This window comes from Brevibacterium sp. R8603A2 (genome assembly GCF_023072605.1).
In the GTDB taxonomy this organism is placed as follows: Bacteria; Actinomycetota; Actinomycetes; order Actinomycetales; family Brevibacteriaceae; genus Brevibacterium; species Brevibacterium pityocampae.
Genome location: NZ_JALLGN010000010.1, coordinates 49,687 through 62,276, shown reverse-complemented (window position 1 = coordinate 62,276; position 12,590 = coordinate 49,687). Strand labels below are relative to the sequence as shown.

Genomic DNA, 12,590 nt, shown 5'->3' with positions numbered 1-12,590 from the left:
ATCCTGGCCCTCGCATACCATCGATGCGTGCCGAATCCTCCAGAACCCGCCGCCCGTCCCGACGACCACGACGACGGGCCGCCCGCCGACAGCCGCTACCAGAAGCTCGACAGCGCAGCGGTCCGTGATTCGACGGCTCGCCTGCAGCGGAAAATCAGGAGCCGGTTCCCCGACCGGGGACTGTGGGAGGTGTGCAGCGAGCTCCTCGGCCTCGTCGACGAGGTCATCGAGGGCGGCGGGATCAGCCGCCGCCGGGTCGGCCTCGCCCGGGTGCTCTCGCGTGCCGCGATCATCACCGTCATCGTCGTCTTCGGCGGCGCGATCGTGCTCGCCGGCGTCGACGTCTGGGCGGGAGCCGATGCCCTGGGGCCGATCGACCTGCTGCCGCTGCTCGAGACCGCGGTGAACAACCTCGTGTTCGCCGGCATCGCGATCTTCTTCCTCGTCGCGGTCCCGGAGCGCATGGAGCGTGCGCGGGTGCTGCGCCTCGTCCACCGTCTGCGCTCGCTCGCCCACGTCATCGACATGCACCAGCTCACCAAGGTGCCCGAGCGGCTCGAACGCGGCCGGCGCGAGGACGATGGTCTCGATCTGACCCGTGAACAGCTCGCCCACTACTTCGACTACTGCACGGAGATGCTCTCCCTCGTCGGCAAGGCGGCCGCGCTGTTCGCCGAGGACACCACCGATGGCGAGGTGCTCGATGCGGTCGAGGGCATCGAGACGCTGACGTCCGACATGGCGCGCAAGGTGTGGCAGAAGATCGCGGTGCTCCAGTCCCAGAGCGGCGCCTGACGGATCTCCGTCGCAGCAGGTGAGAGCGGGGGGCTCAGAACCGGAAGGGGATGGGGATCCCGCCCAGGCAGCACACGCCCTGCACATTGCCGCCGCCGGCCTTGAGCGAGGTCGCGGCGCGGGAGCAGCGGGCGAACTGGGACATCGAGGGGCGGATCCCGCCGATCACTCCGCGTTCGGCGATGATCGAGCGGATCACGGCCGAGCAGGAGCGCTCGGCGCCGGCGACGAGGGAGGCGCAGGTGAATCCCTTGCGCGGCGATATGTGCCGCTGGTACATGCGGATGGCGCGGTCGGCGCCGAGGCGCGGGGCACGGGTGATCGGGTGTGTGTTCGACATGCTCCGACAGTAGACCCGATGGCTCGCCGGGTACAGGGTGACCTGCCGGAAACCGGGGCCGACCGGCCCGGTGGTGCACCGCGGACCTGCGGCCGGGGTTCAGTCCTCGCGGTTGCGTTCGGCCCGGCGGTCGGGCATGACCCAGCCGAGGACCGCGGACACGATCGCGACGATGATCGCGGCGAACAGTGCGGTGAGGAACCCGTCGAAGCTCAGCGTGATCGGGGTGAACTGCGAGACCCATGCGGTGAGGAGCAGCATGAGCGCATTGATGACGACGGCGAACAGGCCGAGTGTCAGGCAGGTCAGGGGGAGTGCGACGAGTTCGACGAGCGGCCGGACGAGTGCATTCACCACCCCGAACAGAGCACCGATGACGAGGTACGCCACGACGGTCGAGCCGGTGTCCCCGAGCGAGGCGGCGAAGGCGTCGCTCCCGGCGATCTCCATCCCGGGCAGGAACCAGACCGCGGCGGCGAGCGCCAGGGCATTGACGATGATGCGCAGGATGAGGTTCATGGTGCGTCCTCCTGGAACTGTCGGAACGGTGGCCGCGGCCAGCGGTGCGGTGGGATCCGGTCACCCCCGCAGGATCGACTCCATCTTCCTGCCCCGGCCCACCTCGTCGACGAGCTTGTCCATGTAGCGGATCTTCTGCATGAGAGGGTCCTCGATCTCCTCGACCCGCACCCCGCAGACGACGCCGGTGATGAGCTCGGCGTTGGGGTTGAGCTCCGGCGCCTCGGCGAAGAAGGTCGCGAGGTCCGTGTCGTTCTCGATGACGCGCTCGAGGTCTGCCTCGGAGTACCCCGTGAGCCAGGTGATGACGGTGTCGACCTCGGCCTTGCCGCGGCCCTTCTTCTCCGCCTTGGTGACGTAGTGCGGGTAGATGCTCGCGAAGCTCGTGGTGAAGATGCGGTGCCCGGCCATGGTGCGCCTCCTGGAGTGGTGGATCGATCGACGTCTCGACGTCATTGTCCCACCGGCGAGGCCATCCCGGCCCGGCTCACGAGGTGAACCCGAGCCCCAGCCGGTCGAGCGTGCGCAGCATGAGGTTTCGGTACCCGTCGTTGCGGTCGGCGCGGTCCATCGCCCAGCGGGTCGCGTTGATCCCCGCCGAGGCGTTCGTCCAACGCCTTCACCCCCGCACCTCGCGGCGGGCGAGGAGTGCGGCGCTCCCGGCGATCGCCGCTGCGGTGAGGAGCACCGTGCACGCGAGGATCGCGGCGACGTCGCCGAACCCGATCGTGCCGGGGTCGGCGAAGGTGCCGGTGCCCAGCTGGGTGGTGCGGGCGATGAGCGCATGGGGGAGCACCGCGATCAGCGCACCGACGTCGGCGAGCAGGAGCACCACGGAGACCCCCGAGGCGACGAGCGCGCAGGCCACGGGCGTGGCGAAGGACGGCAGCAGGATCGACAGGCCCGACTGCACGGCGGCCACCGGGATGCTCGCGGCGATGATGAGCAGGCTGATCGCCAGGTACTCACCGGGCAGCAGCCCCGGCAGGCCGAACACGAACCTCCCGAACACCGTGAGCACCCCGAGGAGCACGAGCTGCATGGCCGCGGCGGCTGTCGCGATGACCGCGGTCTTCACCACCGCGATCCGCAGCGCCGAGGTCGGGCCGCTGAGCAGGGCGTTCCAGTTGCCCCCCTGCCTCTCGGGCCGCCACACGAGGGAGGCGATGATCGCGATGCCGAGCGGCAGCGGCGCCATCCCATGGACGACGACGGAGCGCAGCCACATCGTGTGCCAGCCATCGGCCGGGGCCTGACCCGAGGCCAGGGTGTTCGCGACCCCGGAGAGGACCATGGCGGTCGGGAGCAGGAGCACGACGACCCAGCTCAGGGAACGGGAGAGTTTGAGGAATTCGGCGCGGACGGCATTCATGTCAGTCCTCCTTGAGGTCGAGGAGTCCGGTGGTGAGGACGAAGAGCAGGGAGCCCACCACGGCGAGCGCGGCGACGCTCGGGAAGGCCGGGGTGAGGAGTTCGGGGGCGTCGCCGACGAATGCGGCCCCCGTCGCCAGGGAGTAGTAGCCCCACGGCGACAGGTGGGCGAGCAGCGGTGGGAAGCCGCTGGCGAACACCGCGATGAGCGTGCCGACCACCCCGATGCCGAGCGTGACGAGCTGATTGTCCACCACGGTGGCGAGCACGACGTGCAGGGCGAGGACGACGAGGCTGACGGTGACCGCCAGCAGAGTGTAGAGCGCCCATGCGGCCACGGGCAGCAGGGCGGTGATCCCCACCGCGAGCCCGAACCCCGCGACGAGCAGGCTGCTGAGCACGGTCGCCCCGGCCACCCAGATCGCGGTGGCGGCGAACTTCGTTCGGCACAGCCGGCCGGTGGTGACGCCTGCGGTGCGCGCGAGCAGCCAGCCGTTCGCCCGGTGCTCGATGTCGACCTGGCGACTGGCGAGCACGGCGATGGTGAGCGGCGAGCCGACCGGCACGGCGAGCGAGAGTCCGGCGAGCAGGCCGGCCCACGCCTCGGGGGCGGCGGGGCTGAACTCCGGGGAGCTCACCGCGCTCATGATGCTCAGCCCGGAGACGGCGCAGACGAGCGCCGCGGCGCTGAGCCCCATGCGGAGCCGGCGCATCTTGGAGAACTCGAGTCGCAGGAGTCGTGCGCTCATCACAGACCACCTCCGGCGGTGACGTCCATGAAGACGTCCTCGAGCGTCGGTTCGTCGCGCCGCACGCCGTAGATGTCGATCCCCGCACCGGCGAGCTCGCTGACGAGCCGGGCGGTCGCAGGTTCGTCGATGCCGGTGAGGCGCAGGGTGCGGCCGTGCGTGCCGCGGAGCAGCTCGGGCCGGATGAGGGAGGCGGTGCGCTGCGGGTCCGCGGTGTCGATCAGCAGGTCCGGGGTCGAGGCGGCGAACAGCTGCTCCCGGGTGCCCTGGAACACGAGCCGCCCGCCGCTGAGGATGCCGAGCACGGTGGCGGTGCGGTCGATCTCGCCGAGCAGGTGGGAGGACACCATGACGGTGACCCCGGATTCGGCGAGGCTGCGCAGCAGCGCGCGGATCTCCTCGATCCCGGCGGGGTCGAGGCCGTTCGTCGGCTCGTCGAGGATGAGGATCCGCGGCTGCCGGGCGAGCGCCATCGCGATCCCGAGGCGCTGCTTCATGCCGAGCGAGAACTCGCGCACCTTCTTGTCGAGCTGCTTCTCCAGCCGCACGGTGCGCACCGCCGCATCGATCTGCGCGTCGTCGAGCCCGAGCAGCCGCTGGATCAGGCGCATGTTCTCCGTTCCGGTGAGGTGCCCGTAGCCCGGTGGCGATTCGATGAGGGAGCCGATCCCGCCGAGGAGCTCCCGCCGGGTGATGCGGTTCATCGGCCGGCCCATGATCGTCACCTCGCCGCGGGTGGGGCGGACGAGGGAGAGGAGCATCTTCATCGTCGTCGACTTCCCGGCCCCGTTCGGGCCGAGGAACCCGTAGACGCATCCGGTGGGGACGCGCAGCTCGAGGTCCTCGACGACCGGGCGGGTGCCGTAGGTCTTGGTCAGTCCGTGGGTGCTGATGATCGTGTCCATGCCTCCACCCTCGCGAGGATCGGACGCCGCGTCGTCAGCCGCGGGACATCACCTGCGCCTATGCCTCAGGTGGTATGCGCGTCCCCGGGGTCCTCCGGGCCGGGCCGCAGGAGCCCGGATTCGTAGGCGAGCACGACGGCCTGCACCCGATCGCGGAGGTCGAGCTTGGTCAGTATCCGACCGACGTGGATCTTCACCGTTCCCTCGGCGAGGACGAGGCGCTGGGCGATCTCCGCGTTCGAGTGCCCGCGGGCCACTTCGAGAAGGACTTCCCGCTCCCGCGGGGTGAGGAGCTCGAGGCGCGGGTCGGGCAGCCGCGGTGCGCCGTCAGCGGCGCCGCCGGGGGCGAGCACGTGGTCGAGGAGGCGGCGCGTGGTGCTCGGGGCGACGATCGCCTCCCCGGCGTGGACGTGGCCGATCGCTTGCGCGATCTCCTCGAGCGGGGCGTCCTTGAGGAGGAAGCCGCCGGCCCCGGCGCGCAGCGCGTCGTAGGCGTACTCGTCGAGGTCGAAGGTGGTGAGGACGAGAACCTGCGGGGCGTCCGCCTGCTCGCGGATCCGACGGGTGGCCGCGACCCCGTCGAGGCGCGGCATCCGGATGTCCATGAGCACGACATCGGCGGCGACGGACTCGAGCAGGGCGAGCGCCTCCTCGCCGTCGCCGGCCTCGCCGACGACGGTGATCTCCGGCCGGGACTCGAGCATCATCCGCAGGCCGGTGCGGATCATCTCCTGGTCGTCGACGAGCACCACGCGGATCGTCATGTGCGCTCTCCTTCCGTTCGGGTGTCGGTCGGCAGCTCGGCGGCGACCTCGAAACCGCCGCCGGGGCGCGGTCCGGCGTGCACGATCCCGCCCGAGGCCGCCACCCGCTCCCGGATGCCACGCAGTCCGAACCCGTTGCCCGCCGCCGAGGTGCCCGCTGTCGAGGTGCCCGCCGGCGCGGATGCTGGTGCGGCGGTCGTCGGCGCCGTCGCGGGGCCCTGTCCGTCGTCGGTGATCCGGACCCGGACCGACCCGGGGTCGGTGCGCACCGCGACCTCGACACGGCCGACCTCGGGCCCGGCGTGCTTGCGGGTGTTGGTGAGGGCCTCCTGCACGATCCGGTAGACGGTCGCCTCGAGCCCGGTGGACAGTGCTGCTTGGTTCCCGTCGACGGTGAGCTGAACCGGCAGGCCGGCGGCCCGGGATTCCGCGACGAGCTCCGGCAGCCGGTCGATTCCGGGCTGCGGGTCGTGGGGGCCGGTCTCCGGGCTGCGGAGGACGCCGAGCATGGTGCGCATGTCGGCGAGCGCGCTGCGCCCGGTGTCGCGCACCCGCAGCATCGCCTCGCGGGCGCGCTCGGGGGCGGTGTCGACGGTGGCGGCCGCCCCCTCGGACATGACGACGACGACGCTGAGGCTGTGGGAGACGATGTCGTGCATCTCGCGGGCGATCCGGGCGCGCTCCTCGGCCGCCGCGGCCTCCGCGAGCGCGTGCTGCTCGCGTTCGAGCCGCAGGGCGCGTGCCCCGAGCTCGTCGAGGTGGGCACGGCGGATCCGCACGAGGGTGCCCCAGGTCCACACCCAGGCGATGACGACGCAGAGGAGGCCGACCTCGCCGGGGTTGAGGTGCTCGTCGCCGAGCCGCGGCAGGGTTGTGGCGAGCAGCCAGGTCAGCAGTGCGGCGGCGCCCGGCACGGACACCGGCGGGCGGTGCAACGCAGCGAGGGAGTACAGGGCGGGCAGGGCCAGCACGTCGATGGGGAGCAGCGGGGCGCCGAGGAGCGCGTGGGCGCTCATCGCGATGACCATCACGGCGAGGGCGGCGACCGGGTGCCGGTGCCGGAACGGCAGCGCGGCGCCGATGGCCGCGGCGAGGAGGACGTGGACGAGGAGCATGATCGGCGGCTGGCCCACGGCGGCCGCCGGCAGCAGCGGCAGGGTGTAGACGACGGCGACGACCGCGACCGCGATGTCGATCGGGATGCGGAACCGGGCGAGCGGCGCGGGCCGCGCCTCGGCAGGGTCCGGTGCCGGAGCGGCGGGGGTGCCGTCGCCCGCGGGGGCGGGGGAGTCGGGGGCCGGACGTGCCATCGAGTGGCACTCTACCGAACCGGAGGGAGCATACTGGAACCCGTGAAGCACGACGACGAGCAGCGGCCGAGCACGGAGGAGACCTCCTTCCTCCGTGCACTCGTGACGTTCCGCCCGCCGCTCATGTCATTGCGGACCACCTTGCTCCTGGTGAGCCCCGTGTGGTTCGGGTTCATCGTGTTCACCGCGCTCGGCCGACCGCTCGAGGGGCTGCTCGTGGCGCTGGGGGCGTACATCGTGCTCTTCGGCGGGGGCAGCCGCTGCACGCCGGCTGCGCGCGTACATCATCGCCGCGCTCGGGCTCCTGGGCTCCGTCGCTCTCGGCATGGCGGCAGCCGGGTCCGCGCTCCTCACCTGGCTCGCCTACCTCGGGTCCGCGGTGCTCGCCGTGCTCGTCACCCGGCGGGTCGATCCCGGACCGCCGGGCCCGTACTTCTTCGTCCTCATGGTCGGCGGCGGAACCCTGCTCGGCGGGGTGGGCCTCGGCATCCCGCTGACCCTCCTGTTCCTCGCGCTCGGCTCCGCCCTCGCGCTGCTCATGGGCGGCATCGACGCACTCCTCGACCGGCGTACCGCGGACGCGCAGCCGGAGCCGGCCGGGGAGCCGGGACCGGAGACGGTCGGGAATGCGGACAGGGCTGCCGGCGATGCGGACGAGGAGGAGACCGACGACGTCGATGCGCCGCGGGACGATGCCGGTGCCGGGCCGGATCGCGGGTCGACCCGGCTCACGTTCGTGCGGATCGCGATCGCGCTGAGCGCCACGCTCGGCATCAGTGCCCTGCGCGGGGATGCGCACCCGTTCTGGAGAGTGCTCGTCGTCGTCCTCGTACTCTCCTACCCGGGCGATTCCCGGCAGCTCACCGTGCGCGCCGTGTCCCGCATCCTCGGCACGCTCGCCGGCCTGCTCCTGTTCCTGCCGGTCGCCGACCTCCACCTCGGCAGCGCCGGCTACGTCGCCGTGCTGTGCATCCTCCTGTGGTGCGTGGCCCGCTGGACCGCCCGCAACTACCTGCTCGGCAGCGTCCTCATCACCCTGCTCGCCCTGTTCATGTCGGTGCCGCTGACCCCGGACGAATCACCCCTGCAGCTCACGCTGGCGCGCGGCATCGACACCGTGATCGTGTCCCTCGCGGTGCTGCGGCTCGTCCGCCTGCGGCCCGTGGACGACGGAATCGGAAGGACCCCATGACGCACCCCGCACCCGAACCCCACCGCGAGCCCGAGGCGACCCCGTACCCGGATGCCGCTCCGGGCACGGGACCGGCTCCCGCCTCGGGCCCAGCTCCCGCCTCGGGCCCAGCTCCCACCTCGGGACCGGGTCCTGCAGCCGACCCGGAGCCCTCGGCGCCGCCGCTCGGTGCCATGAACGGGGTCGACCAGGCCCTCCAGAAGCACTCGTGGATCGAGGACGTGTGGGGGATGCTCACCGGCACCTTCCTCGCCTCGCTCGGCCTCTACCTGCTGCGTGAGTCGCTCGCCGTCACCGGCGGCACCGCCGGCCTCGGACTCCTGCTGAGCTACGCCTCGGACATCCCGGTCGCGGTGATGTTCCCGCTGGTCAACATCCCGTTCTTCGCCCTCGCGCTGTGGAAGAAGGGATGGAGCTTCACGCTCCGCACGATCATCGCCGTGCTCCTCGTCTCCGCCCTCACGCTCCTCCACCCGGTCATGCTCGCCGGCGTCGACGTCGACCCCGTCTACGGCACGTTCACCGGCAACCTGCTCGCCGGGGTCGGGCTCCTCATCCTGTTCCGTCACCGTTCGAGCCTGGGCGGCATCAACATCCTCGCCCTGCTCGTCCAGGAGCGCCTGGGCTGGAGTGCGGGCTACGTGCAGATGGGCATCGATGTCCTCATCATCGTCGCCGCCCTGATGGTGAGCCCCTGGCCGTCGGTGCTGCTGTCGGCGGCCGGCGCAGTCGTCCTCAACCTCATCCTCGCCCTCAACCACCGGCCGGGCCGCTACACCGGGTATTAGGAGCCCGCGCCGGGGTCGCGGACGGCGGGCGGGAGTAGACTTCCGACGGCCGCACCCGCCGGCCGCACCCGCCTGCGCTGGGAGACACCTCATGACCGATCCCGGGCCCTCCGCCCCGACCGCCGCCGTCGGCGACTCCGCGCCCGCGGCCGACGCCCACGAGCGCATCCGCGTCCACGGCGCGCGCGAGAACAACCTCAAGGACATCAGCGTCGACCTCCCCAAGCGGCGGCTCACGGTGTTCACCGGGGTGTCCGGGTCCGGCAAGAGCTCGCTGGTGTTCGGCACGGTCGCCGCGGAGTCCCAGCGGCTCATCAACGAGACCTACAGCGCATTCGTCCAGGGCTTCATGCCGAGCCTCGCCCGCCCGGACGTCGACCGGCTCGAAGGCCTCACCACCGCGATCCTCGTCGACCAGGAGCGGATGGGTGCGAACTCGCGGTCCACCGTGGGCACCGCGACGGATGCCTACGCGCTCCTGCGGATCATCTACAGCCGGCTCGGCACCCCGCACATCGGCTCCCCGCAGGCCTTCTCCTTCAACGTCGCCTCGGTCAGCGGCGCCGGCGCCGTGACCCTGGACAAGGGCGGCCGGACCGTCAAGGAGAAGCGGACGTTCAGCATCACCGGGGGCATGTGCCCGCGCTGCGAGGGGATGGGCCGGGTCGAGGACTTCGACCTCAGCGAGCTCTACGACGCGGAGAGGTCGCTCAACGAGGGCGCGCTCTCCGTGCCCGGCTACAGCATGGACGGCTGGTACGGCCGGATCTTCCGCGCCTGCGGGTTCTTCGACCCGGACACGCCCATCAAGAAGTTCACCAAGCGCCAGCTCGACGACCTCCTCTACAAGGAGCCGACGAAGATCAAGGTCGAGGGCATCAACCTCACCTACACCGGGGTCATCCCGCAGATCCAGAAGTCCTTCCTGTCCAAGGACGTCGACGCGATGCAGCCGCACATCCGTGCCTTCGTCGAACGCGTCATCACCTTCTCCCGCTGCCCGGAGTGCGACGGCACCCGGCTGAGCGAGGCCGCCCGGTCCTCGACGATCAAGGGAATCCACATCGGGCAGGCCGCCGCGATGCAGATCACCGACCTCGCCGCCTGGGTCGCAGAGCTCGACGAGCCCTCGGTCGCCCCGCTCCTCGCCGGCCTGCGCGAGCTCCTCGACTCCTTCGTCGAGATCGGGCTCGGCTACCTCTCGCTCGACCGGCCGGCGGGAACGCTGTCGGGCGGCGAGGCGCAGCGCACCAAGATGATCCGCCACCTCGGCTCCTCGCTCACCGACATCACCTACGTGTTCGACGAGCCCAGCGCCGGCCTCCACCCGCACGACATCGATCGCATGAACGGCCTGCTGCGCCGCCTGCGCGACAAGGGCAACACCGTCCTCGTCGTGGAGCACAAGCCGGAGATGATCCAGATCGCCGACCACGTCGTCGACCTCGGCCCCGGTGCCGGCGCGGTCGGCGGGGAGATCTGCTACGAGGGGCCGCTGTCCGGCCTGCGCGACAGCGGCACGCTCACCGCCCGCCACCTCGACGACCGCGCCCGCCTCAAGGAGACGGTGCGGGAGTCGAGAGAGGTGATCGAGATCCGCGGGGCGGTCGACAACAACCTGCGCGACGTCGACGTCGACGTGCCGCTCGGCGTGCTCACCGTCGTCACCGGGGTCGCCGGTTCGGGGAAGAGCTCGCTCATCCACGGCCAGATCGCCGACCGCGACGACGTCGTCGTCATCGACCAGTCCGGCATCCGCGGCTCCCGGCGGAGCAATCCGGCGACCTACACCGGGCTGCTCGACCCGATCCGCAAGGCCTTCGCCAAGGCCAATGGGGTCAAGCCCGGGCTGTTCAGCGCGAACTCCGACGGCGCGTGCCCCAACTGCAAGGGTGCCGGGGTGATCTACACCGACCTCGGCGTCATGGCCGGGGTGTCGACGACGTGCGAGGTGTGCGAGGGCCGGCGGTTCGAGGCCTCCGTGCTCGAGCACCGCCTGGGCGGGAGGTCGATCGCCGAGGTCCTCGCGATGTCCGTCGAGGAGGCCTTGGCATTCTTCCGCGAGGGCGAGGCCCGCCTGCCGGCGGCCCATAGGATCCTCGTGCGCCTCGCCGAGGTGGGCCTGGGCTATCTGACGATCGGCCAGCCGCTCACCACCCTGTCCGGCGGAGAGCGGCAGCGGCTCAAGCTCGCCACCCGGATGGGGGAGAAGGGCGGGATCTACGTCCTCGACGAGCCGACCACCGGGCTCCACCTCGCCGATGTCGACCAGCTGCTCGGCCTGCTCGACACGCTCGTCGACGCCGGGAAGTCGGTCATCGTCATCGAGCATCACCAGGCGGTCATGGCGCACGCCGACTGGATCATCGACCTCGGGCCCGGGGCGGGCTCCGAGGGCGGCCGGGTGGTGTTCGAGGGGACGCCGGCCGCGCTCGTCGCCGACGCCTCGACGCTCACGGGGAAGCACCTGAAGGAATACATCGCCGGCTGACCGGGGACCGGGCGAGCACCCCGCACCGCCTGCAGATGCCCGCGATTCCTGCACAGATTCCGCGGGCGGCTGCAGGAATCGCGGGCCTCTCGCGGATCAGCCCAGCGTGCTGCGCAGCACCCGACCGCCGCCGACGACGAGCCTGCGCTCGGGCAGCCGGACGAGGGCGTCCATCGGGTTCTCGGCGTCGACGAGCACGAGGTCGGCGCGCGCCCCGGCCGTGAGGTCGTGGTCCGCGCGGCCGACCGCCCAGGCGCCGTCGCTCGTCGCGGTGCGCACCACGTCGAGCAGGTCCTCGTCGCGCACCAGGCCGCTGACGCGTGCGTACTGCCAGGCGATGCCGAGCGTGTCGCCTGTCCCGTAGGGGCTCCACAGGTCGCGGATGCCGTCGGTGCCGAGGGTGAGCCGGACCCCGTGCTCGCGCAGCGCGTGCAGGGGCAGCTGGGCGGCGCCGAGGCGCGGCGGGGCGACGGTCGACATCGTCACCCCGAGCCCGCCCATCCGCGCGAGCAGGTCCCGCTGCCCGGCGGCGTCGATCTGCGCGACGGCGAAGCCGTGGGCGATGTTCACCGGCGAGGAGAGCTCCCAGCGCTCCATCCGGTCGAGCAGCAGCTCGATCTGGAACACGCCGAGCTCGGCCGGGTCGTGGAGGTGGATGTCGATGCCGACCCCGGTGTCGCGGGCGATGTCGACGAGCGCATCGATCTGCCCCACGGGATCGCGGTCGATGCCGGCGGGGTCGAGGCCGCCGATGTGCTCGACGCCGGATTCGGCGGCCCGCCGCAGCAGGTCGACGACACCGGGCCGGCGGAGCACGCCGTCCTGCGGGAAGGCGACGATCTCAACCGCGAGCGTACCGTCGTAGGCGGCGACGGCCTCGCGCACCGCCTCGATGCCGGACAGCCCGATCCCGAGGTCGACGTCGACGTGGGAGCGGATCGCGGTCGTGCCGTGGCCCACCATGGCGTCGAGCACCCGGGAGCTCAGCGCGGCGCTGGGGATGCCGAGCTCGTCGCGGCGGGCCCGCTCGTGGCGGATCCGGCCGTCCGTGCCGGGCTCGCCGCCGTAGGACTGCCAGGGCAGGCCGAGCCAGGACTTGTCGACGTGGGCGTGCCCGTTGACGATGCCCGGCAGCGCGAGCAGGCCGCGCCCGTCGATGACCTCGGGCGCTGTATCCGTGCCGTGCGCGCCGAGGGCGGGCTCCGCAGCCGGTGCAGCCGGGCCGTGCGGTGCAGAGGTGCCGGTGTCGGCGAATCCGGTGAAGGTGTCGCCATCGATCGTGATGTCCTGGGCCGGGCCGCCCCAGGGGCGGACGTTCGTGATGATGATGCTCATGGTCTCAGCATCGCATGCCGCGCGGGGTCGG

The 12,590-nt window shown here is 71.7% G+C and carries 13 protein-coding genes; 4 read left to right on the top strand and 9 right to left on the bottom strand.

Going from position 1 to position 12,590, the window contains the following annotated elements:
- Positions 1–27: 27 nt before the first annotated feature.
- Positions 28–795: a hypothetical protein gene (locus MTQ12_RS11040; protein WP_247618658.1), complete on the top strand. Its 768-nt coding sequence runs from the start codon at positions 28–30 to the stop codon at positions 793–795.
- 34 nt (positions 796–829) lie between these two features.
- Here the strand turns inward: MTQ12_RS11040 and yidD are convergent, their stop codons facing one another.
- The 8 genes from yidD to MTQ12_RS11000 all read right to left on the bottom strand — a co-directional run bounded on the left by yidD (position 830) and on the right by MTQ12_RS11000 (position 6,753).
- Entirely contained in the window at positions 830–1,135 is a 306-nt protein-coding gene (yidD, locus tag MTQ12_RS11035; protein WP_247618657.1) for a membrane protein insertion efficiency factor YidD, read from the bottom strand.
- A 99-nt stretch (positions 1,136–1,234) separates the two neighbouring features.
- Entirely contained in the window at positions 1,235–1,654 is a 420-nt protein-coding gene (locus MTQ12_RS11030) for a phage holin family protein (protein ID WP_247618656.1), read from the bottom strand.
- Between the two features lie 60 nt (positions 1,655–1,714).
- Positions 1,715–2,065, bottom strand: a complete 351-nt coding sequence (locus MTQ12_RS11025; protein ID WP_247618655.1) for a DUF2200 domain-containing protein — start codon at positions 2,063–2,065, stop codon at positions 1,715–1,717.
- 208 nt (positions 2,066–2,273) lie between these two features.
- Positions 2,274–3,026, bottom strand: coding sequence for an ABC transporter permease (locus MTQ12_RS11020; protein WP_247618654.1), 753 nt, complete (start codon positions 3,024–3,026; stop codon positions 2,274–2,276).
- 1 nt (position 3,027) lies between these two features.
- The gene (locus tag MTQ12_RS11015) at positions 3,028–3,774 is read right to left on the bottom strand and encodes an ABC transporter permease (protein ID WP_247618653.1); all 747 of its coding nucleotides are present in this window, start codon (positions 3,772–3,774) and stop codon (positions 3,028–3,030) included.
- Positions 3,774–4,679, bottom strand: a complete 906-nt coding sequence (locus MTQ12_RS11010) for an ATP-binding cassette domain-containing protein (protein WP_247618652.1) — start codon at positions 4,677–4,679, stop codon at positions 3,774–3,776. The genes MTQ12_RS11015 and MTQ12_RS11010 overlap by 1 nt, the downstream gene beginning before the upstream one ends.
- 65 nt (positions 4,680–4,744) lie before the next feature.
- The gene (locus tag MTQ12_RS11005) at positions 4,745–5,443 is read right to left on the bottom strand and encodes a response regulator transcription factor (RefSeq protein WP_247618651.1); all 699 of its coding nucleotides are present in this window, start codon (positions 5,441–5,443) and stop codon (positions 4,745–4,747) included.
- The gene (locus tag MTQ12_RS11000; protein ID WP_247618650.1) at positions 5,440–6,753 is read right to left on the bottom strand and encodes a histidine kinase; all 1,314 of its coding nucleotides are present in this window, start codon (positions 6,751–6,753) and stop codon (positions 5,440–5,442) included. Before MTQ12_RS11000 ends, MTQ12_RS11005 begins: the two co-directional genes overlap by 4 nt.
- 325 nt (positions 6,754–7,078) lie before the next feature.
- Here MTQ12_RS11000 and MTQ12_RS10995 point away from each other — a divergent pair, with 325 nt between their 5' ends.
- The 3 genes from MTQ12_RS10995 (at position 7,079) to MTQ12_RS10985 (ending at position 11,224) form a co-directional block, all read left to right on the top strand.
- Entirely contained in the window at positions 7,079–7,945 is an 867-nt protein-coding gene (locus MTQ12_RS10995; protein ID WP_247618649.1) for an FUSC family protein, read from the top strand.
- A gap of 173 nt (positions 7,946–8,118) precedes the next feature.
- The gene (locus MTQ12_RS10990) at positions 8,119–8,733 is read left to right on the top strand and encodes a YitT family protein (RefSeq protein WP_348983877.1); all 615 of its coding nucleotides are present in this window, start codon (positions 8,119–8,121) and stop codon (positions 8,731–8,733) included.
- Positions 8,734–8,824: 91 nt separating this feature from the next.
- Positions 8,825–11,224: an excinuclease ABC subunit UvrA gene (locus MTQ12_RS10985; RefSeq protein ID WP_247618648.1), complete on the top strand. Its 2,400-nt coding sequence runs from the start codon at positions 8,825–8,827 to the stop codon at positions 11,222–11,224.
- 96 nt (positions 11,225–11,320) lie between these two features.
- Here MTQ12_RS10985 and MTQ12_RS10980 read toward each other — a convergent pair whose 3' ends face one another.
- On the bottom strand, positions 11,321–12,559 hold the full coding sequence (locus MTQ12_RS10980) for an amidohydrolase family protein (RefSeq protein ID WP_247618647.1): 1,239 nt from the start codon (positions 12,557–12,559) through the stop codon (positions 11,321–11,323).
- Between the last annotated feature and the right edge of the window lie 31 nt (positions 12,560–12,590).